The following is a 23,805-nucleotide window of genomic DNA, read 5'->3' on the forward strand; positions in this document are numbered from 1 at the left end:
GCTTTATTTGGTTGTGTTCATATGCGCGCCAAAAAATTACAGAGGGTTAAATTAAATGTTGCTTAAGCTGTCAGGCGTGTGAATAATTTAAAAGTAAATAGTCAGGGCTGCTAGAGCCTGAAGAAATAACTCTGGAAATTAATGATGCTGCGATCTCGTGTAAGTGGTACGAAATTACTTTTTTTGAGCGTGTGTGGTTTTTCACGGTTTAAAAATATTTTGTGTTACCTCTCCGTTAGTTTCATTTTTCTCTTTGTTTCCTTCCCTAGGGTCCATGCTGAATCCATACTTATTTATAGCTACCAGCTTATAGCAGATCCTCAGGGTCCAAAAAGTGAACAGTATAATTTTTCAGCTCCGGTAGCTGGAAACTATGAACTTACGGTATATCGTGACGGAGCAACTCTTCATCAATTATTGTCCCCAAGTGGATCAATTGAAGTAAATGGGAGTGAGATACTTAGTTGGGAAAATAATGATCCAAGGAATTTTATAAGGATTGATGCAGTTCCTTTGGTGGAAGAAAATATAATAGAGTTGGATATAGCTGCCTATGAAAATGCAATGTACATTGTTCAGTTTAAGCTTGTAGATTCTATAGCACCAATCATTGAAGCATCAGTCAATCCAGTTGCCAATGACCACGGATGGAATAACTCTCCTGTCACAGTTTCATTTACCTGTACTGATGATGTTGGGGTAGAAACCTGCTCTGATCCAGTAACGGTAGAACAAGACGGCGATAATCAGGTAGTAACCGGTTCAGCAACAGATTATGTTGGAAATACAAGTAGTACGGAAGTAACTATTAATTTAGATACTGTTGTACCCGCTATCGAAAAGACAATCCTACCCTCCGCAAACTTAAAGGGTTGGCATAACACTGACGTCATTTTGAGCTTTGACTGCTTGGATCAACTGAGCGGGGTGGATAAATGCAATGAGCAAATCCTTGTTACAGGTGAGGGAAGCAATCAAGAATACGATGCTATAGTCCGAGATAGGGCCGGAAATGAAACAGTATCTACAACAATTTTAAATATTGATAGAACTCCTCCAGTTATTACTAGTCAAGCATCGATACAGATAAATGGGGCTGGATGGTATAAGGGGCCAGTAACTTTTACATATAGTTGTCAGGATAATTTAAGCGGTGTGGTGTTTTGCCCAGAGGACGAAACTATTCTTACCGATGGACAGAACCAAATAATAAATTTAGCCATTGAAGATGAAGCAGGTAATGTCACACAATGGCAAGAGATTGTTAATATCGATCAGACGGCACCAGAACTCGCATTTATCTCACCCAGCAGCGATGCCTTGCTGAATGATGCCTTGCCTCAAGTCCGTATTCTTCTAAATGATAATTTTGGATTAGATCAGAGCAGTCTGGAGGTGTCAGTTAATGGCGTAATTATTCCTGACTGCGAGATAGATAGAGATACGGCTTCATGCAATTTGGTTTCTTCTCTGCCAACTTCCAGTGCCGTACCTATACAAGCGAAAATACTTGATTTTGCGGGAAATGAGCAGCAGGTTTTAATTAATGTAAGTGTGGATACAGATGGCGACAATATTGCCGACTATCTGGACCTCTGTAGCGATACACCAATTAAAGAAGAATCAAATAGTGACGGTTGCGCTTTGTCACAGTTGGATAGTGATAATGATGGTGTGAGTGACAATGAAGAGCTGGACGCCGGTACAGATCCCAATGATGTTACAAGTTTCCCACAAGTGGTAATAAACCAATTTGAAGCTTCTCCTTCCTCTGTTTCTGAAAAAGGTCAGAAAATCGAGTTGCGCTGGCAAGTACAGGGTGCTGAGTCAATTTTGCTTGAAACAAATACAGGTACGGATCCTATCGATGACCTGCCAGAGAGTGGAAGTTTAGAGCTACCTATAGATTTAAATACCCAATTCACACTAACAGCTATTGGCCCTGCTGGTGAGCAAAGTAAATTAGTGGATGTAGCGATTGATGCTGAATCTCCACCGGTGCTTTGGGAAAGTGGGTCTAGGCCAATTCAGGATGAAATTATAAGTTCCCTATCCGTGGATAATAATGGAAATTCTTATGTGGGCGCCTTTGATGGACGCTTCTACAAAGTATCACCTAATGGGCAGGTAGCGTGGTCTATCGATGATTTTGGTGTTGCTTTTGGTAAAACAAATGTTATGGATGGCATGGTTATTGTTGGAGTAAATAGGGGCGGTGGGAACGGTAGGGTTTACGCTCTTTCACCAGATAAAAATATCCTCTGGAAGCTGGATACAACGGGAGCTGTAGTAGCTTCAACCTTGGTAGACGAAGACTCTAGTCGAGTATATGCAGTAACTATATCAGGGTATGTCTACGCGGTTAACCGTATAAACGGGGATGTAATTTGGGAGGTTGAGCTTCCTGATAAACCTGAGATTTTGTCTAAGCCAGTAATTAGCGGTTCTAATCTAATTGTTTCTACGTCTGCTGGAAGTATTCTGGCTTTAGATGCCGGTGTTGGGGTTAATAGTATAAGTTCTAAAGTTAATGGTATTGGTGATTCAGATTCAAATACGGCAGGCAATATTTTGTGGGTAAAAAATTTAGCGGATAAGTAGTAGCTGGTTACCATTAGTATAGATAAGTGATTCTTTCTTACTATTAAAAGATTATGCTGGGAAAATGATTGTGAAAACAACAATAAATGTTGGCGATTTTTTAGTTGCTCGGATGCGTAAATATCTGTTTCTAATGTTGCAAACGATTCTGAGAGTATTGTTGTTTTGTAAGTTTTCTATAGTGTGTCTGAATTTCATCACAAGGGTTAGGGGTATATTAGTTAATACCTCAAAGAGCTTTAGTTTTCTTGTCAAGTTCATACCTGGGTTTCTCATCGTTTTTCAGTGTAATGCCGCTTTATCTGCAACTTTGACTTTGACCATTGATGATGCCCCAGTTTCAAAGGACGGAAAATATAAAGTAATTATGGATCTTGATGATCCAGATTTGGGTATGTATGACTGGCCAGATTATAAAATTTATGAAAGTACAGATAATGAAACTTGGTCTGTAATTTCAAGTGGTATGAGTATCTATCAATCAATAGATATTGAGAAAACAGGTGGAACCCACTTTTATAAAGCTAGAATGCATCGTTGGAATGACCGTACGGGTCGTACTGCCTATATTATTTACTCAGATGTGAAAATTATGGAGCTGCCAGATGAGCCTGGCACGCCTACAATTAGCAAACCGACAGCTAATTATGACTTAGATGGTGTATATACCATCGAGTGGTCTCTTCCGACAGGAGATATAACCTATTATAAAATTCAAGAAAGAGTTAAGGATTCAGATGGTTCTATTATTCAAGATTGGGCATGGATAGATGGGCAGGACCCAAACACTTCAGATCGTAAATTCTCAACGAGTGGTAATCCGCGTGAAAATAACCGCACCTATGATTATAAAGTAAAGGCTTGTAATCAGCTAACGTGTAACGATGCATTTAGTAATATAAAGTCTATTCATATTCCTAAAAACGTTGACGCTTCTGGTCAGTTTCTAGACCCAACAGAATCCATAACAATCAGGCCTGGCACTATTAGAACACTTCGGGCTACCGCTACAGATCCTAACGGTATTAGTTCAGCCAATTTCTATTATGGAGGTGCTGATCTCGGCCAAGCTGATGTTGGTACCGGGGATTGTTCTGGGGACACCTCTTGTTTTTATCTGAACCCACGCTTTAATGTAGTTGGGTCAGGCACATTAACGCTGAAAGTCACGGATATATATGGTTATGTTTCGGAGATTACCGGTCATACTCTTACTGTTGCCGAAAATTCTGATCCAATCGTATTAATTGATGAAGATTCGCTTCCCTCTGAAATTATTGAAGGGAGTCCTCTAAATTTACGGGCTTTGGTACAAGACCCGGATGGAAACGAGGACATCACCGAAGTAACATTTTTAGTTGATGGGGCTGAAGTTGGTGCTGGTGTTTACGTTGGTGATCAGGGGCAGTTTCAAGTCTGGGAACGGCCACAGCCATGGAATGTTCCTATACCTTCAGGAGATTCAATTATTTTTGGTGTCCGTGCCAAGGATAATGAAGGTGGCGAGGCTGAAAGTTACCTACAGCCGAAACCGGTCACTCACTTAAATCCTCCAGAGCCACCCACAAGCTTATCTCTAACAGGGATGACCTTGGAAGGGGATGTATTTCCTGTCGACAATGGTGATGCAATTACTGGTGCTAGTTTTACTATTACATGGAACCCAGTTGCAGATGCTGATTTTTATGTTCTTCAAGAAGGCGTGAATGGTAGTTTTACTGACTCAACATGGCACAATCCTCCAGAATCTCTCTCAGTTTTGATTCCTCCACTATCTCATGGAACGTATCAATATAGAGTGGGCGCCTGTAGACATGACGTTGGATGTAGTGGTGATGACGATAATTGGAGTCCAATATTTACAATTCAGTGGGTACAGTATGCGCCCTTAACACCTACGAATTTTTTAATTGATCCTAATCTGAACAATTTCGATTTCACCGGAAGTCATACTTTAAAGTGGGATCCAATAACCACCGGATATAAACCTCAGGATTACCGAGTATTTGGGAAAGATGGGGGCATTGAATCTCCTAATTCATGGGTTGAATTAAGGCGAGTTTCTCATTCTGAAGATGCTGGATTCGAACCTTCGTTTTCATTACAAAATCTTGATCCAGGTACTTACAGTTATCAGGTTCAAGCTTGCAACGCCGAGCACAGCTGTAGTAATGGAGAATATGTCAGCGTCGATGTGTTGTCGCCTGTTTTATATAACGGTATACCTAGTGATAGCACTATACAGTTACAAGGCAATGGTATAGATCCCGATACAGTAATTACCTTAACTGATCGTAAAAGCGGAGATCAGCAAGTCTATCCGGCTGGCAGTCCGCAAATTACTTGGACTTCTCCCTCTAACCAGGAACCAGCAACATACGCGACTATCGTGTTAGATGATGCTATGGAGCTGGCTCTTTCAGATCAAGGCATCCGTGTGTCAGCAGAAAATGCTAATGGCGCACGCGCAGGAATTGACATTTTTGCTAATGATAACGTAGAAAGATTAAGTAGAATCGAGTCAGGACCAGCTGTAGGAGCTGACGGAATAATTTATGTTGGCTCAGGTAACAAAGTATATGCTGTTAACCCTGAAGATGGCTCGACGGTACTTGGGTGGCCCTTTGCTACAGAGGATTTGGTTAAAGCAACCCCGGCGATAGACGCAGTTAGCGGCCATATCTATGTAGGTTCACTCGATGACAGCCTCTACGCATTAAGTTCTTCTGGTCTACAAAAGTGGCGTTTAGTAACAGGTGGAGATATATATGCTTCTGTAGTACAAGATGAAGACCGGAATATCTATCTCGGTAGCATGGACGGCTTTGTTTATTCAGTTCAAGCTGAAAACGGTGCAATTCGGTGGACCTATAATGCGGGTGCCGGTATTGCAGAATCACCGGTGTTGGCGGGCAATGGAATCCTTTATTACACTACCGTTGGCAGTGATCAAGTTTATGCTTTGGGACGTGGAATCCTCGGGGTAGATCAGCTCAGCTGGGAGAGTATGGATAACTCCTTACTCAAGGATGCTATTGATAACCTCAACTGGCAACCGGCAGATGTCAATGAACCAGAATATCTAATAACCGCAAGAATATACCGGTTACTACTACAACCTCCATTACCACTATCTAGAGATGTACTCACGTTTTGGACTTACGCATTATTGAATGGAGCCAGTCCACAGGAGGTAGCCGAAGCTTTCCTGGAATCTGATACCGGAAAATCCAATTTCCCTCCCTTTATATCTAATGAAGCTTTTGTAGACGAACTTTATAATCGCGCTTTTCCAGGTATGGATCAGCCGGCATTTATTTTCAATGGAACTACTTATACCCGCGGTAGTTTACTTGATGCAATGGATGGTGGAATGCGTCCTGCTGAGGTGGCATTGGCCTTTGCTCAGTCTGAAGCTTATGTGCAAGCTACTTATTCGGTATTACGAAACTCCTTTGATTACTTTTATACCCAAGATTATTCCTGGGCTGTGTTTGATTGCGATGACCCAGATGGAACGCCTGAAACTACTGACTGTGACGATGACGGTTTACCGGACTACTGGGAAATTCTATTTTTTGGGGATATTGAGACCGAAAGCGGAGATACAGATGCTGATGGAGACGGTATTTCCAACCTGCAAGCCTTCAATGCCAATATAGACCCCTGTGCTAATCTATGCTACTACGGAGTTACTAATACCCCCCCGGCACCCGCAGAAATGCCTGTGGTGCCCAATAGTGACATCGTCAACTCCGAAGAAATTGGCAGCCTTCCAGGACAGTTCCGCGTAAGTGAGTCGGGCGCAGCAACGTATCAAGTACCACTAAGCCTGCCACTAGGCACCGCGGGAGTTTCCCCCGACCTATCACTCAATTACTCAAGCCAAAACGGAAATGGGCTGCTAGGACATGGTTGGACTATTGGTGGGCTGTCTGCCATTAGCCGCTGCCACCAGACATTGACTCAGGATGGTCAAGCCAAACCTATTACTTGGAGTGATCAAGACCGTTTCTGTTTGGATGGCCAGAGACTGATAGTTGTATCTGGCAGCTATGGTTCTCCTGAGAGCATCTACAAAACGGAGATAGACAGCTTTGTTCGAGTGGTTGCGCGAGGCGGTTCTCTTGGACATCCAGCCTACTTCACGGTAGAACGTAAGGACGGTTCGATCAGCTACTATGGGCTGGGCAATAAATCTCAGCAACAGCTTGGTTCGAATACACTTTCCTGGAATATAAGTCGTAGAGAAGATAGCGTTGGTAATCATATAGAATTTGCCTATGAACTAGGTGGTGGGCACCGTATTCGCGAGATTTCATACGGCTATACGGGTCCTGGCAGTAGTGCTGGTGCTAAGGTAGAGTTCGAATACGTAAACCGCACGGATCCTATAAGTGGATATCTTGCGGGATATTTACTTGAAAACACTCAGTTGTTGACTCGAATTAATGTTTACAACCGTATCGATAGCAGTTTACAGGAAGTACATAGTTACGAACTCGATTACCTGGATGACCCAAGAGATCTGGCCAGTCGTTTAGAAAGGATTCGAATTTGTGGTTACAGTGTTTGCCAGCCCTACACTAAGTTCGACTGGCGATTACCTGTGCCAGGTAGTTTTGCCGGAGATCCCAAAGATGAGGTATTACTGAGCTCGCAGATTGATCGAACTGCAATCGGAACAAGGCCAGCAGATATAAATGGAGATGGTCGTTTAGATCTAATTTGGCTAGAACCAGATTGGGATGATAAAAATAAAATTGACTATCAGATATTTAAGTATGTACTTGCCACAGAGGATGGATTTGGTTCTGAACGTGTAGTTCTTCAAGATGACGCAAATGTACGAAACCCCTTCCGATGGGAGTTATTGGATTACAATGCTGATGGACGTGTTGATCTGGTCTATTATGCGAGTCATGTTAACCAATGGCGTATAGTAATAAGCACTCCAGATGGCAGTGGTAATTGGCACCTCAATGGCCCAGCATCAGATTTAACTGGGTTAACTGATGAAAATCTCCGTTTTGTGGATATTAATAGTGATGGTCTTATTGATGCCGTTTCTGCTAGGGGATTTTATCCGTTGGTTCATAATCCCTCTGAAGAATCCTCATCTAGTAAGTACTACCATTTCGGGAGCTTCAAATCATTATCTTTAGTTGGTTTGGAATCTTGGCAGCTAGGGGCTAATGAAACAGTTGAGCGATATATTGATCCTCAAGCAATGGGGGATTTCAATGGAGACGGTCGACAGGATTTCATATTAATAGATACAAAAGTTACCCGATTAAGTGGGCCAGGAACAACATTCCAGAGCCAGGAGAATCGAATCTATCAGGTGATCGTAGAAGGGAACGATGAGTTAGGATATTCACTTGTTAGTCAGGGCAAATTGCTAGATTTTTCACAGGATGCTAGTAACTTTAGGTCAAAAAATCGCGAATTTAATGCAACTTCAATTGATCGCCACTACGATTTGCTACACAAAGTGAAATCTGTAGACATTAATGGTGACAATATTTCTGATCTTATACTTGAACATAGAATTGGATCACCAGACGCTAAAGTTGCGGAATATGATTATAGATTGGGCACTGGCCAGGGATATAAATCACAGGTTAGCCTCGGTGAAATGCCTGCAAATGCACAGCTGCAATGGTTTGATTATGATAATGATGGTTCACTAGATTTAGTTTGGCATGACACAAATGCTTTTAAGCTTTATGTGAGGCGCTGGTGGAGTATCAATCAGAAGTTTTCTAATGCCTATGCCATTCGCCAGACATCCTATAGTCCAGAAGCTCATATGTTTGTAGATATGAATAGTGATGGTGTTACTGACTATTTGAGAATTGAAGATAATAGAGCCTATTTCTATCCAGCCACAGATGTGCGCGTACCTGTAAATGTCATTGAAAAAATTACCAATGGCCTGGGTGCAGAAACTGATATTAATTATGGTTCCTTAAGTAATAGTGGTCACTATGCTCGACTAGCTGTGGGATCGACCACTGAAGACCGCTGCTTCTATGAGGAGAGAGTTGATTTAAACTGGTGCGGACAATTTACAGTAGCAGATACTGAAAGCTTTTACTCTGCCCTTAACGATCAATGGGAAGGGGATCAGCGGCTGGGCAAGCTCTCACCTACTCTTGAACTAATGGGGCCTATGTTTGTTGTTACTCGCGTAAACAGTGATGCTCCTACACACGATGATATCTATGCGCAAAGTAGTATCAGTTATTACTATGCGCAGGCCAAAATGCAGGCTGGAGGACGCGGTTTACTTGGCTTTGCCCAGTTGCGTACAGTGGATGAACAGACAGGTGTAGAAACAATCACCTATTACGAACAGGACTTCCCGTTTACTGGATATCCCAAGCGTACCGAGGTTAAGGTACCGAATAGTGGTAATGATATTCTTCTCAGTGAGTCATTTAATAGCTGGAATCTAAAAAATTGGCAGAATGATTGGGGAGACCTTGCACGGGAAAAGGGTACCGCTCATTTAGGGTCTTTGCAGCCTGTTCTTACAACAAGTGTGGAAAAATCCTACGCTTTAGAGAATGGGGGCAGTAGTCAGGGAGCATTACTAAAGACTGTTACTTCCGATAGTAACTATGACGATTATGGTAACCCACTGCAAATCAATGTGACCATTGAATCTGAAAACGGAGATCGCTTCGTTACAGCAACAGCTAATGACTACGGACCGGGTACATTCAGTTTTCTAAATACTGACCGCGTTTTGAATAGCTATGCAGAGTTGGGCCGCTTAACTAAAACCACGGTAGAGCATTCAAGATCAATAACTGGGGTGGGGCAGGAGACAGCAACACGTATCAGTAGCTTTAGCTATTACGATTCTTCGGACCATCGAACCGGTCTGCTCAAAGATGAAATCATAGAACCTGGCGATCCTGTATTTGAGGTTGTTGCCCACTACGATTATGACAATTTTGGCAATAAAGATATTGTTGAGAGGAGTGTTGTCGATGAGCCAAAACGTAGCACTCACGTGTATTATAGAGATAACCGAGGTCGTTATCTTGATCGTGAAGAAAATAGCTTGGGTCAAATTACCACTAAAGTTCTCTCACGGAATCAGTTGGGTCTACCGACTCAAGTTCAAGGTATGGCATTGATTGGTAGTGAGCACTCGAATATTCTGGAATATGATACTTTCGGGCGACAATACCTCGACTATAGTCCTACCGGTGCGAGCACCATTACTCTTTTGTCTGCGGCCTCACAACATTGTCCTGCTGGTAGCGTATATCAACAGGCTGTCACTGCGGGAGGAGGGGCCAGCGCGATTACTTGCTTTGATAAGTTAGCGCGAGAGACACGCAGCGGAGCAATCGGCTTTGATGGACAGTGGGTTTATAGTGATACCGAATATAATGCTCGTGGTTTGGTGGAGCATAAATCTGAGCCATACAAGGCTGGAAGTGGAATAAAATATTGGACAAAGATGACCTATGACTTACTCGGTCGATTAGTTGGGACAGATCTTCCAGGTATTAGTAGTAACAATGGAACTGGTCATGATTTATATATTGACTATCACGGCTATACCACAACTTCCCTTAACCCTGAAGGGCAAAGCAAAACCGAAACCAAGAATGCTATTGGTGAGTTGACAACAGTAGTGGATAACCTGGGTGGGCGATTGGAGTATCAGTATGATGCTCAGGGGAATCTGCGCTATGTACACAAATTGGGATCTCCGTCTGATCCCTATAATCTGATTACCGAGATTAAATATGATTTATTGGGCCGCAAGACTGAAATGCGAGATCCAGATAAAGGGTACTGGCAATATGGGTACAATGGTTTTGGGGAGCTGACTTGGCAAAAGGATGCTAAAGGGCAATTGACCATAAATGAATACGATCTTCTTGGCCGCCAAACTCATCGTAAAGATTACCTTAACGATTCTTGCAATGATATTTCCTGTATAGAGGGAGAAACTACCTGGACTTACAACAATGGCTCTGACTGGAATAATGTTCCTCCTGGAGCTCTCGAGTATGTTATAGACAGTATTTCTGGTTACGCAAAAATCTATGGATATGATCACTTTGGCCGTCCCAGTGATCAGGTGACGACATTTGATATCCTTAATACTGGCGATGATCACTATGAGAAAACAACCTACGATGCCCATGGTCGGCCCTTCCAGCAATTTGATGCTGGTGGTGACGGAACCTGGCGATCCAGTGCTATTGAAAGTCGTTATAACGACTTCGGTTACCTAAAAGAGGTTGTCGATGGTGAGAGTATCAACCTGGCATCTGCACAGAAGTTCTACTCTATACAGGAAATGGATGAACGGGGGAACGTTACCAAGTACCAAAATGGTAATGGCGTGGAAACCTCGCGAACTTATGATCCGGCAACTGGACGGCTTTTACACCAAGCCGCTCTTTCAGGTGGAATATTCGAGATTCAGGATCAAACCTATGCCTGGGACAGTCTTGGAAACTTAGATTACCGCCATGATCAGTCGGGAAGTAAGGATTTATTTGAGGACTTTGATTACGATGGCCTTAACCGATTAAAAAGCGCTCAGATTACCGGCCGCACAGCGCAAACAGTACAGTACGATATCCTCGGTAATATCACCAATAAGTCTGATGTTGGTGACTACTATTATGGCGATGATTCCCGTTGTGCTCAGGTTTCTGGCCCTCATGCACTGTGCCAGACAAACCGAGATGGAATTCAAACTAATTACACCTACGACGCCAATGGAAATATGGAGTCTGGCGATGGAAGAACCATTCGCTATACCACGTTTGATAAACCTAAATATATTTCTAAGGATGGCCATAGCATTGAGTTCAAGTATGGCCCAAGTCGCAGTCGCTATTTACGTATGGATAGTGATAGTAGCGGTGGTGTGACAGAAACTCGGTATATCGGTAGTGTAGAAAAAATAACCAAACCCAATGGTGACCGGGAAATAAAACGTTACTTACCTGGTGGGACATTGGTGACTATGAGTGTGGAATCCTCTGGGGGCGGCACTAGTCGTGATACCCAGTACCTACATAAGGATCATTTGGGCTCACTAGACGTAATTACTAATTCCCTGGGTGAAATTTCGGAGTCTTCTGCTGGCAACCAACACTTGTACAGCTTTGATGCTTGGGGGCAGCGTAGAAACGGTCTTGATTGGAGTGTGTTATTAGAGCAAGAGTTGAGTGGCTTCGATACCGGTATTACTACCCGAGGCTATACCGGCCATGAAATGCTGGATCAAGTTGGGCTGATTCATATGAATGGGCGGATTTATGATCCTAAACTCGGCCGGTTTTTACAGGCAGATCCCTTTATACAAGCGGCAACAGATTCACAAATGTTTAACCGCTATAGCTACGTTCGAAATAACCCCTTAAATGCAACCGACCCCAGCGGATATTTTGTATTTACTCTGGGGGCAATGCTATATCTTGCTGTAGCCGAGGGTATTAAGTGGTACGCGGTTGGGCTAATAATGGGGGCCGCTGGCTTCGTAGATGCCATGATGCAAGGGGCTAGCTTTAAGGATGCTCTTAAAGCTGGGGTTATCCAGGGGGTATCTGCCGCTGCTTTTACAGCCATTAGCCAAGGGGTTATTCCGGGCATTGATAATGCTGGGGCACAAGCACTTGCTTCGGGAGTTGTTGGAGGGATAACCAGTGTCCTTCAAGGTGGAAAATTTGGGCATGGGTTCGTAAGCGCAGGTATTCGTGCAGCTGGTGCACCTGGCTTAAAACTGAAATCAGGCGGTGGTTGGGGCAATGTTGGAAAGGCAGTTGCACGGATCACTATTGCGGGTACCGTGTCCAAAGCAACGGGTGGAAAATTTGCGAATGGGGCGGCTTATGTGGCGTTTGCGATAGCGGTTGAGGCGGGATCATTACAAGAAGAGGATATTAGAGCAGGTTTTCCGTCAACTCCTGCTGAAGAAATAGATCCAGTTCAAGAAAAGGAAAACATACAATATGCCTACGATAATGCTGAGAAACTTGGAATAGACGTTCCGGAAGGGCATGAGTGGGAATATTCAGATAAGTATGTCGTGGGCAAAATGAATAGTAGAGGAAGAGTGATAAAAAGTTCTATTCGCGAAGTCCAAAGTCTTGATGAAATGGCTGCTGGGGAACAGCATTTTGGAGCGCTTACTTATGTAAAAGACAACTCGACAGTTTATTATCGGGGATCAGGAACTGCTGCGCACTTAGAGAGTTCCAGGTTTGGGCCCGAGGGGTATGAGATTAGCACTAGACTTATATCCGGTATCGAACATGCAATTTTGTCCGTGGGCCATGAAGTGGCACATACGAGAGGAATAATTTCCGAGATTACAGCCAATTCCTACGGAGAAAGAGCTGTTAATAAATACAAGGCGTTAAATGTCCCTAGGCCTCCGTCAATGCCCTCTACGAACTGGAGGGATTTATAGTGCATAAATTGTTCTTTCTGTTCTTTTTGGTCGTGTTTATTTCTATGCGATCTGAAGCGAGTGGCTCTGTATTTTGCCTAGGACTTGTTAAAGCTTCTAAAGGCGCAAAGTTTATCGGTATCGTAGAGACAAAAAGTGTAACCAGAGAGGAAGGTTCTAGAGGTTATTGGTATACAGTTGATGTATTAGAAAAAATAAAATCTAACTCTGAAGAGGGTGAGGAAGTTTTTAATTGGTCTGATATTCGTGCCTATGGTATTGACAAAAATAAATTAATTTTTGTTTTCAAGAATCAGCGCGTGCTAGCGTTTGACTTGGAGTATTTTTCCGGTGATGCGTATGTGTTTGTGCCGCGAGGTGGTATTACTTATTTTATGCTTGACCCGGAGACTAGTTATCCTGCGATTCCCGTATTTTATCCAAGTTTGGAAAGTAAGGATGGGGAAGTTGTTAACGAGCTTTCTGGGAGTTTAATTCCTCTAGAGCGAGTGGTTAAAAATATTGCTGCGGCAATAGAATTTGATATAAGTCGATGCCAAAGTTTGAACCATTAATGAGGTAAATAAATTAATTGATAGATCCTCTCATGATAAAACGGTACACCCGTATGTGTCTATAAATAGCTCGCAGTCTACTGAGGACTTAATTCTTTCTGAGTCGGGGTGTCTATTTGTTGCCATACCCCATTGGTCACTTTCTGTGCCTTATATGCTCGCCGGCGTCTAAGGTCCGCAAGCTTATGTGCGTGCCCTGGACGATATCCTCCAAGCCTGTATTGCATTGTATCTCTCGATTACTCACTTCGGGTGGTCTGGTTTCTGGATAAATCAATAAAGAAGTCATCCACCCAATATTGTAAAGCCATTGATGTATCGACCTGAACAAATTTGAGCTGAATCTTTGCCGTCGATACTAGCATAAACCCTGATTACATCTAAAGCGATCTTTGTAACCCATTGATAAATAAGGACTTTATGCCAACAGCGTAAATTCATCCAAAAATCAGGAGCATTTCAGGTGTTTCACTGGCTCCTTGTTTAGATTGAGCGCTTCTCCGATCACATGTAACGGTATAAATACTGATATGAAAAAGCGTTTACTAGTCGCCTTTCTCCTGTTGCTACCTATCGCTGCCCTTGAAGCAGGTGAGCATAAGGCCCTGGAGTTATCCACAATCCAAGTAATACCTATTCAGGACTCCAGCAGTAACAGAGAATACGAGCTGTTTATTAAGCTGCCTGAGAAATATAAGGAGAGTGATACTAAAAAGCATCCAGTTATTTACTATACAGATGCTTTATGGGCAGTTGAAATACTATCGGCCACTACTGAATACGCACTGGAAGGTGCCATTTTGGTGGGTATTGGCTGGCAGAAAGATATGCCAGCTGATGAAAATGAATGGTCGAGTCGATATCGGGACTTTAAGCCAGCACTACCCTCAGATAATAAAGATAAAAAAACCTATAAAGGAGAGGCCCATCAGCATCTCGCCTTTATAAGAAATGACGTTATTAAGTATATCGAAAGCAATTACCGCGCGAATCCAGATAACCGCACTTATTTCGGTTACTCATTCGGGGGGCTCTTTGGGGTTTATGCCTTAATAAGCCAACCGGATACTTTTCAAAACTACATTATCGGTAGCCCATCAAGATTGATAGGCACTTATATGGATTCCCGACTTGAATCAGAGCCTAACAAACCATTGATGGAACTACCCAAGCAAACAAACGTATTTATTGCTTACGGTGCATTAGAGAAGGAGCTCGGCGCTACGGTAGAAAAGTTTGTTAGTGAGTTAAAGGGCCAAAACTTGGCTAACTTAACTCTGGAACCGGTGGTTATTGAATCGGCGAATCACACTACAGCATTCCCAAAGACATCAGTTCGCAGTATCTATTGGCTTGCCGATAAGCTGAAACACTAATCAATGGAATATCGAACCATATTAATTATAAATAAATTTGGGCTCAAAGATGATTATTAAAAAGCTAATCAAAATCGGCTTAATGTACGGCATAAGCGCCACTGCGGGCGCAGGAGACTTACATGCTCCAGAAATAAATATGGCCGACTATGGTAGTGACCTCACAGGCCTGGAGAGATCAATACCAAAGCTTAAAAAAGCATTTATTGATACAGCTCCAGCGGATAGAAAAGACGGTATTCCTGTTGGTGAGATAGATGTAATCAAGGAGAGTTTGCAACAGCTGGCACTAGAAATAGCTGATAACCAACATACACCTTACGATAGCCTACTAATTGCTCAAAACAACAAACTGGTTTTTGAATCCTACTATTCCCTTGGTCGTGTCAATTTTCCTCACCCACAAGCGTCTGCCACCAAGGCCTATACAGCCCTGGCAATTGGGCGGGCGATACAGTTAGGTTATTTGACCATGGAAGACTTGGACAAGCCTGTCACTTCCTTCCTGAAAGGATTGGATAGGAAGCAGCTTGTTAAAGGCGCAGACCTTGTGACACTGAATCATGCTATGAGCATGCAGTCAGGAATCCGTATTGCAGAGGAAAAACTCGATGCCTTACTGGAAAACAAAGAGCAGTTAACCGGGAAAAAGCTGGCCCAAATCTATCTAACTCACAGTAAGCCGATCACTCTTGATTCGCAAACTTATTTATATCAAGGCTCAGACCCAATGATTGCAATGTTGGTTCTGGATGCCGTAGTTCCCGGTTCTGCGAGCGACTTTATAAAAGAAGAGCTACTGGAAAAGATGGGGATAGATATCTATCACTGGAAGGAGGCCGTAAGCGGCGTGCCCCAGGCAGGGTCAAGAGCCATGATGACATCGCGCAGTATGGTTAAGTGGGGCACTTTGGTACTTAATAAGGGAAAATGGAACGGCCACCAGTTAATACCGGAGGCGTATATTGCCAAGGCTACTGGTAAAGTGGCTGTTCCCACAGATGATGAGTTTGACTATACCAATTTTTCATACGGCTACTTCTTCTGGCGAACGCCTCTGAAGGTTGGCAACAAGAAATATATCGCAAAGTTTGGCTGGGGCGGTGGTGGCCAGTATGTGATCTCCATTGAAGATCTTGATTTGGTGATTGCGATCACCGGCCACAGAGATGATGACAAAACCCTGGTTTTGATAGAACAACGTATCTTGCCGGCTTTTGTATCTTCTGCATTAAGTGGTACAGCTGGCTAAATTGTTACATTTATTGACCTTGCCTAAGCACTGTTAAAGTTTTCTGTCCAGTATTTAGGGCCTTTGGAATAAGGAAGCTCTAAATACTGGACAGATTATTCGATTACATCAGGATTTTGGTTGTTATAGCCCTTGGGGCAGTAGGGCCAAAGCAGGATTGTTAGGGTTCATTCTATTGGGATAAACTGCTTTTTATCTCCTATTGTCTTGCCTCTGTTGCTTTTTGATTCTTCTATAAATCTCTTCGCGGTGAACCGCCAAGGTCTTGGGGGCGATTATACCTACCCGCACCTGATTACCTTTAACTTCTAATATTGTGATTGAGACGTTTTCCCCAATCCTGAGGTTCTCGCCTGTACGGCGGTTTAAAATCAACATATTGGTTTCCTAATGAGACGCAAAGCAATGGCAAACCTCCCGCAACGGGAAGGCCAGGAAAGTAATATCGGTTGCGGGCATTAGGAGGGGCGCGAGAACGGTAGGCGTAAAAGAAGAAAAGGCGGGCGCTAGACTCCCAGTGCTTGGGGAATCGCCTCAGGTTACTGAATTTGCAACCTTTTATTGAAGACGAGCGGGTTTCTAGCGTACCATTCATGCAGCCACTTTGATAATGTCGATATCAATTTGGTTAGCTGGCCCCGGGTGTTGCCGCACCTTGGGTCAGCGCCTTTTACTTACTCTTACGTCACACTACCGTTCTCCTTTGGGAATGGGTCTTTTAGAAAATTCTCGGTGTTCTTGTTTTATCTTGGGCGGTTGGCTTGTAGAAGCCGGTTTTGTCAGTGCCCAAAATCCCAGTAAATATCTTTCGATTCTACGCAGCTTTGACGCTGAAGAAAACTTAATAAAATCTAATAAGATTATTTGTGCGCCTATATTTTTATGTGTACTTACCGCGAAGAAATACAGATTTATAAGGGGGCGAGAAGCTTTCATTTCTCTAGCGCAGAATTTAAATGAAGTTTTGGAGTCTTATAAGAGTTGCAGTTTTCAAAGCAATCAGCTTTTTAAGGTTGCGAAATATCTTTTAAGGGTTTGGCTTTGCGCGTTTTAATTGTAATTGTCTCGCTACTGCTTATAACCCTTTTGATAAAGGTAAAGGTGTCCGCCTGAAGTTTTGTATCGCTTTTCTGGGTAGTATTCTGAGCACCCATTACAGGATAGTTCTGAATTCTGACTAGGCTTTTAATCATGGCTAAGAAGAACCTGTAGAGGCGAGAGGCTTTCTCTGTATAGGGTACATATCCACGTTAAAAATATCCAATGTCAATTTTTCTTGTAGTGTTTCAGCAGAAAACAGAGCCATGATTTTCTCCGCTAGGTAGCGATATTCGATCACTCTGGCATTTCGACTACCTTAATCCACCGGTCAATAAATTTGTGCTAGAGGCAACAGTTCCTGGCCTTTCAGCCCCTTACTAGGTGGACTTTGGAGAAATAGAAATTCCTTATAATTTGAAAAAAATATAAAAGGCCAGTCTCACGGTTGGCCTCTCTCGCAATAGATATCATTCAGATAGCGCATGAACCAACTATTATCGGTAAGTCGTGCTTTCCAAATTTTTGCTACCTTTGTGAGTTGGGCAAGTTCGGCGTGATCTAGGGCTTTATCACTGTTAAAACACTAAGATAAAGCTGAGCCTCGGCATAATCAATACTAACAAGACCCCACTTCGACCCCAGTCATCCGTCTGTTGCTGGTGTATAAACAGAACAATATAGTGTGGCGTAGGATGCTTTATCTTCTGTGGGTGTCCCGTTACGCCTTTTATGTGCGTTAGTTCAATCGGGAGTATCGGTGCTCGGGAGCTTTGTGGTGGGGCGCTGCAAATCCTGTCAGCTTCAATCTAGCGAGAAACAGTTTGCCCCACGGGTAACGGAAATGTTGCTGGGCAGCGTGCGTATGGCCTAACCATAAATGTGGGTATTCCCAACACAATATTGATCTGTCCCCACTTATTTAGAAGGCTCCGACAGGCATTGAGCCTGCCGGATGAAAAACGTACAGCGCCTAGCGAGGTGGTAGAAAGGATATACTGCCAGTCGGTGCTTTAGTACCGACGTACAACGCATATAACCGAATGTACATGGTAATTATGAAAAGTAAACCTGGCGCTGTATGAGTGGGATTGGGTATTTGACTAAATGGCATGATTTCTTCTTGAAGAGTCACCGCGTGCTGTGGATTGGAGTCGTGTATTTTTAACAGCTTCATGGATTTCGTAAGCAAATCATCGTACGCCTTGACTTCATTCGCTAGATTATCCCAGAGTTCCCCTGCTCCCTTGCCTTCCCATGGATACTTATTAAACTCCGCCACAAGTAGACCATGAATCTCTCCGCATTTTTTTGCTAAGTACTCTTCAAGTCCGAGGAGTTTCACAGACTGGTCGCTCTTGGATTGGCCGATTTGATATTGGCCTTGTTTATTAGCGCCTTTCGACATCATTTTACTAAGGTAATCTACCTCATGTTTTTTAGATTTTAGATTTTTTCCGATTCTGTTGAGGCTTTCCAAGCTCTTATTCATAGTCTTATACCAGGTCGGATCACTTTTCCTATCCTTAATCGCTATCAGAGCCCTGTCAACCAGTATGCTTATAGTTTTCTTGGTTAAAAATTCGTTAGTAGACATATCTTTTTATCCTCGTAAGTCCATTTAAGAATGTGTTCTACCTCTCTGATTTGAGATACATGTGCCACATTCAATTTTTTACCTTGATGAAAACGCGAATTCTAAATCAAATCTGCCGAGTGTCTTGGCCTAATAGAGTACAGGCCATTGCACGGAAGCCGTTGGCGGTTATGGTTTCATTGTCATAGCCCAGTGACCTGAGCGGAGTCCTCACACTGTTATCAGGCAGTGGACAGCTCTGGCTCCGAGCTGATGGGAAAATATATTTGTAATGGCTTGTTAGCGGCTCCAGTTCTTGCAGTAAGGCTAGAGCCTGCTCAGCAAGAGGAATAATGTGTGGCTGGTCCATTTTTATTTTTTCGCAGGGCATTTCTATGTGCTTGGCATTCCAATTGATTTCCCTCCTCTGGAGTTTTCGCAATTCTCCAGGATGGCAGAATAAGAGAGGGGATAGTTTTAGGGCTGCTCTTACTACTGGGGTGCCCTGGTATTCGTCTATGGTAGTTAGTGGGTGCCCAACTTAAGCAGGGTCTGTAATTGCTGCCAGGTGCTTTATCTTGGTGGCGGTGAGTGCGCCGGCCAAATCTGTGGTGGGATCACTGTCGGCCCTTCCGGTATTTGTAGAATCATTATATACGATGGTGCAAGATACGGCTGTCAGTTCCTCTTCCCGAAATGCCAGTAACAATGCCCTCGTAACACGGTGTACTTTATGCTGTCAGGTAAATTGACTTCTTATGATTTTTCAGATGCACTCCAGTAACCTAAACCTTTACGAATAACTTCGAATAACTTCGAATGGCTTTGAACTAAGTTTGTCCCATTTCTTTGAAATTAGGTGGCAATAACTAAGCGCTCAGATAAGTTCATTGGCAACTTTAAAACTTCAGGATTCTGGTGCAGAAAGTGCACCTGAGCCCCAAAAAGGAGGTCAGATGGAAACTGTAGACCCAACAAAAGCTTCGGAAGTAGCCCGCTCTCTTTGCAAAAATTACTTGGCCGAGGTTGAGAGTTTTTCTTCGGAATACTCATATACCGTAGAGCAATTCAGCGAACTAATAGCTGAATGCTACAAGAGAAGTGATAAATTCTCAGCTCATGGTAAGAAAGTGGAACAAGAAAAATTATCAGTAGCATTTCTTGACCTTGCTATTAGCAACCTTTTTTCATCTATGCAGCTCTTAATAATTGAGCACATAATACCTTCCGGCAATATGTATAGGCAGGCGATAGAAGCTGCTTGTCTATCTATACTGCTCTCTCATCAAGGAAAACTTACACCTAACTCAAACAAGCTTGATGACTTCTATTTTAAAGATATCTTTAAAGCAGATAAGCAGTACCAGAAATCCTATCAGTTCGCACCCCTCATAGTAAAAAACCAAACAGCTCTTGGGGTGGATGATGAATTTCTAAAGTTTTTGGAAAAATCGAAAAAAATATTCAATAAATATAGTCATGCAAGTAAGCTAACTGTAGATCTAAGCCAAACAGGCGGTAATAAATCAAGTATTTTTTTTTGGGGGGGAATCGGGCACCCAGAGTTAAAAATATTAGAAGCAGAGCTCGGACCCAGGCTTTTCCTTGTAAAGATGATGGTATCCGTTATTGATGGGGTGTATAACAAATTCCATTAATAGTTTATGGAGGCTAGCTTTTTAGTCTATAAATTGAGCTGAAATTTCGGTTTAGGCTAGTTGTGTACTTCAGGTTAGGGCTCATATCTGGTGGCTGTTGCAACCTTCACCGATTGGGTCTACTTAGTAATTATCAGGTTGACTAGTTGTGTGTCAGATTGGTGCTGAGTAGAGGGCCGTGGAGCTTCTCAAGCAGAATTGAATTCTTGAAAGTCACAGTGTAAAAATCAAAAGTATCAATAAAATCTCAATCTATTCTAGTAATTTGGTTTATTGGTGGGCCATTATAAATATACCTTGTAGTTATATGGTCCCTACTGGCCAATATCTTCATGCCAGATTTCAGGATGTTGCTGAATAAATTGATTCATTAGACCAATACATTCAAGATTATTCAGAACAACCAAGCTTACACCTTCAGATTTGAGTAATGATTCATCACCTAGGAATGTTTTATTTTCACCGATAACAATATTCTTAATTCCGAATAGACGTATGGCCCCACTGCACATCGGGCAGGGTGATAAAGTTGTGTAAACGGTGCACTTTTGGTAATCGGTAGAGCATAATTTTCCCATATTTTCCAGTGCGCTCATTTCAGCATGCTTGATAACACTGTTTTGCTGGACGTGCTGATTGTAACCTTTTCCGATAATTTCACCATTCAGTACTATTACACAACCGACAGGAATCCCTCCCGTTACTAAACCTTTTCGTGCCTCATTAATGGCTTCTTGCATGTAAGCGTCATGGTTAGCTTCACTCATTACAGCTCTCTGTTTTAGGTATTAAGAATATTTTAATCAAAGAATGTAGAGCATATTATTAATACATCATTGTATTAGTGAGCTACTGACTAGAATCAGTGTAAACAAGGGCTAGGTTGAGCTATTTCGGCGATATTTGGGGGGCTGAGAGGGGACTCAGTTAATTGGCGATATGTTTCATAACTTGATTCTTCATCGCTGTGAGTTGCTAGCATGTGTCTTCCTTGCTGCTAATGATCACGCCTTTTTGCAGATGATTTAAATAACTTCTTTTTAAACAGATGTTTGGATTTTAGGGGCTGATTTTAGAGGCTATAGAAAGATAGGCCGGTAAATTTACGTGTCATTAAAGTGACTGGAGTGATCGTCCTAGATTTGTGAGCTAGCCGGTAACCCAGTGGTTTTTGATTGGTTTGTTTAGTGTTATCTAACGGGATTCTTGAATTGTTAGTAACCTGAACAAACGCTAATGGTGAGCTTTTTGAGACCGTCAATATTCGCCATCGATAAGCTATGCCAAAAATTTTCGACGGTGGAAGACTGTGTAGGGCGGTCGATCAAGCAATAAAAAAGGCCAACCTTGCGGTTGGCCTTTTTCGATTTGGTGGAGATGGCGGGAGTCGAACCCGCGTCCGTCAGCACTCTGCCAGAGGCTCTACATGCTTAGCTCCGTCTATTGATTTAACCCATTACAGCCCGGCGGTCAGGACGTATAGGGCGATCCCGAAAGTTGTTTAACCGCTTACCCACGGGTATGGCTTGCGGCGATCCAGTTCTGTATAACAGTCTACAGCGCGATACTGGAACCTTGCTGAAGACTGCTAAGGGACGAACCCTTAGTTAGTGCTTACTTAAGCTGCTAATGCAGTTTGTTGGGCACCGTAGTTGTCGTCGTTGGCAACTAATAAAATACAGCTTTGGATTTACGAGATTCGCTGCCATCTCGGCATGCACCCAAGGTTTCGTAACCGGCGTCGAATCCAAGTCATCCCCGATAAGAAACACTCATGTGTGTCACCTAAGTATACCCCAAAATTCACGTTAGCAATAAATTTTATGTAATTGGCATTTGAGCGATCAGAGTCGCTTTAGTCAGGCGCTTTGAGGGAGGGCTTAGGTGGGAAGGGAGTCCCCGGCGGTAAGGTACCGCCGGGAGGGAGATCAGATTAGCGAATGGACTGTACGAAAGCGGTCAGGATTAGCAGTGGGCAGACGATGCGCACATACCAGGGCCAGATCTTCCAGAACAGGGTGTTTTCGATATCTTCATGGCCTTTCTTGAGCTCACTCAGCAGCTGGTCGCGGCGCCAGATCCAGCCGGCAAAGATACACAGGGCAATACCGAGCAGGGGCTGGCCGTATTCAGTACTGATACTGACTGCCAGTCCGAAAAGGGCGTCGAAATTGTAGATGATGCCGCAGCTCACGCCAAAGATGATCAGGCCAACGATCGGGGTGGCGATGCGGCGGGGGATATTCAGGTTCTCGATAGAGAATGCCACCGGCACTTCCAGCATGGAAATGGAGGAGGTGAGGGAGGCGATAACCATCAGCGCGAAAAAGGCGATGGCGACGAATATCCCGGCTTCACCCATGGTGTCGAAGAGTGCTGGCAGCACTTGCAGGATCAGGCTCGGGCCGGCGATCAGGGAACCGTCGGCAGAGAAGATCTGGGTACCGGCTTCCTGGGCTACATACATGGCGGGCAGGATTAGCAAGCCCGCTGTGAAGGCGATGCCCACATCAATCAGGGTTACCAGGGCGCCGAGGCGCGGCAGGCTTTCCTGCTGGCTCAGGTAGGAACCGTAAATCAGCATGGTGCCTACACCCAGGGATAGGGAGAAAAAGGCCTGGCCCATGGCGGAGATCAGCAGATCCGGGGTGAAGTGGTCGAAGTTGGGCATCAGGTACACTTCCAGGCCGGTCAGGGCGCCGGGCTGGGTGAGTACGTAGCAGATCAACAGCAATAACAGGATGATCAGCGATGGCATCAACAGGGTGGACCAGCGCTCGATCCCCTTTTCAACACCACTGGCGATAATCAGCATGGTAAGACCACTGAAGATAGCAGTCATGATCATATTGCGATCGGTGCTGTTGCCGGCCAACCACTGGGCCGCCTCTTGGGCGCCGAACAGGCTGGCGAAAGGTTGGGCCAGATGGGCCACCATCCAGCCCGCCACAATGGCGTAGAAGCTCAGGATCAGGGAGGCCACCAGGATACCGCCGAAGCCGGTCAGCCCCCCGAAAAAGCGGCTGATGGGCCCGTTGGAAATGGAGCGCAGCGCCTGCACCATATTGCGGCGCGCGTGGCGGCCGATGGTGAGTTCGGCCATCAGGGCCGGATAGGCGAGCGCAAAGGCTAGAAATAAGTAGGCGACTACAAAGGCGGCGCCGCCGTTGCTGGCGGCCTTGGTTGGAAAGCCCCAAATATTGCCGAGACCAACGGCGGAACCCGCCGCGGCCATCAAAAAGCCAATATTCGAGCTGAACTGTCCTCGCGGTGCACTCATGGTAAATCCCG

12 protein-coding genes and 1 other RNA gene are annotated in these 23,805 nt (G+C 43.8%); 6 read left to right on the forward strand and 7 right to left on the reverse strand.

The genetic code is table 11. From position 1 onward, the window contains the following. Positions 1-144 precede the first annotated feature (144 nt). The 5 genes from ACJJI6_RS20375 to ACJJI6_RS20395 all read left to right on the forward strand — a co-directional run bounded on the left by ACJJI6_RS20375 (position 145) and on the right by ACJJI6_RS20395 (position 16,242). Positions 145-2,601: a BamB-related PQQ repeat family beta-propellar protein gene (locus ACJJI6_RS20375; RefSeq protein WP_475711899.1), complete on the forward strand. Its 2,457-nt coding sequence runs from the start codon at positions 145-147 to the stop codon at positions 2,599-2,601. Positions 2,602-2,671: 70 nt separating this feature from the next. Next, the gene (locus ACJJI6_RS20380; protein WP_475711900.1) at positions 2,672-13,060 is read left to right on the forward strand and encodes an RHS repeat-associated core domain-containing protein; all 10,389 of its coding nucleotides are present in this window, start codon (positions 2,672-2,674) and stop codon (positions 13,058-13,060) included. Further along, the gene (locus tag ACJJI6_RS20385) at positions 13,060-13,614 is read left to right on the forward strand and encodes a hypothetical protein (RefSeq protein ID WP_475711901.1); all 555 of its coding nucleotides are present in this window, start codon (positions 13,060-13,062) and stop codon (positions 13,612-13,614) included. Before ACJJI6_RS20380 ends, ACJJI6_RS20385 begins: the two co-directional genes overlap by 1 nt. Before the next feature lie 530 nt (positions 13,615-14,144). After that, entirely contained in the window at positions 14,145-14,990 is an 846-nt protein-coding gene (locus tag ACJJI6_RS20390; RefSeq protein WP_475711902.1) for an alpha/beta hydrolase, read from the forward strand. A gap of 49 nt (positions 14,991-15,039) precedes the next feature. Further along, positions 15,040-16,242: a serine hydrolase domain-containing protein gene (locus tag ACJJI6_RS20395; protein WP_475711903.1), complete on the forward strand. Its 1,203-nt coding sequence runs from the start codon at positions 15,040-15,042 to the stop codon at positions 16,240-16,242. Between the two features lie 192 nt (positions 16,243-16,434). Here the strand turns inward: ACJJI6_RS20395 and csrA are convergent, their stop codons facing one another. From csrA to ACJJI6_RS20415, 4 genes are all read right to left on the reverse strand, one after another. After that, positions 16,435-16,620: a carbon storage regulator CsrA gene (csrA, locus tag ACJJI6_RS20400; protein WP_353375693.1), complete on the reverse strand. Its 186-nt coding sequence runs from the start codon at positions 16,618-16,620 to the stop codon at positions 16,435-16,437. Positions 16,621-18,253: 1,633 nt separating this feature from the next. Continuing rightward, complete coding sequence (locus ACJJI6_RS20405) at positions 18,254-18,877, reverse strand: hypothetical protein (RefSeq protein ID WP_475711904.1); 624 nt, start codon at positions 18,875-18,877, stop codon at positions 18,254-18,256. A gap of 106 nt (positions 18,878-18,983) precedes the next feature. Then, positions 18,984-19,298 carry a tyrosine-type recombinase/integrase gene (locus ACJJI6_RS20410; protein ID WP_475711905.1) on the reverse strand — a complete coding sequence of 105 codons (315 nt, stop codon included), beginning with the start codon at positions 19,296-19,298 and terminating at the stop codon, positions 18,984-18,986. A 99-nt stretch (positions 19,299-19,397) separates the two neighbouring features. Further along, positions 19,398-19,565 carry a hypothetical protein gene (locus ACJJI6_RS20415; RefSeq protein ID WP_475711906.1) on the reverse strand — a complete coding sequence of 56 codons (168 nt, stop codon included), beginning with the start codon at positions 19,563-19,565 and terminating at the stop codon, positions 19,398-19,400. Positions 19,566-19,746: 181 nt separating this feature from the next. On the opposite strand from ACJJI6_RS20415, the gene ACJJI6_RS20420 reads away from it, so the two are divergent. Then, positions 19,747-20,514, forward strand: a complete 768-nt coding sequence (locus ACJJI6_RS20420; protein WP_475711907.1) for a hypothetical protein — start codon at positions 19,747-19,749, stop codon at positions 20,512-20,514. Positions 20,515-20,828: 314 nt separating this feature from the next. On the opposite strand, the gene ACJJI6_RS20425 is transcribed toward ACJJI6_RS20420, so the two are convergent. From ACJJI6_RS20425 to ACJJI6_RS20435, 3 genes are all read right to left on the reverse strand, one after another. Further along, positions 20,829-21,281, reverse strand: coding sequence for a nucleoside deaminase (locus tag ACJJI6_RS20425; RefSeq protein WP_475711908.1), 453 nt, complete (start codon positions 21,279-21,281; stop codon positions 20,829-20,831). A gap of 602 nt (positions 21,282-21,883) precedes the next feature. Beyond that, positions 21,884-22,274, reverse strand: a transfer-messenger RNA (tmRNA) gene (gene ssrA, locus ACJJI6_RS20430). Between the two features lie 173 nt (positions 22,275-22,447). Beyond that, positions 22,448-23,794 (reverse strand): sodium-dependent transporter, encoded by a 1,347-nt coding sequence (locus ACJJI6_RS20435; protein ID WP_413663282.1) that lies wholly within the window; start codon positions 23,792-23,794, stop codon positions 22,448-22,450. Positions 23,795-23,805: the final 11 nt, after the last annotated feature.

The sequence above is a fragment of the Microbulbifer maximicatervae (SeqCode) genome, from assembly GCF_056232625.1.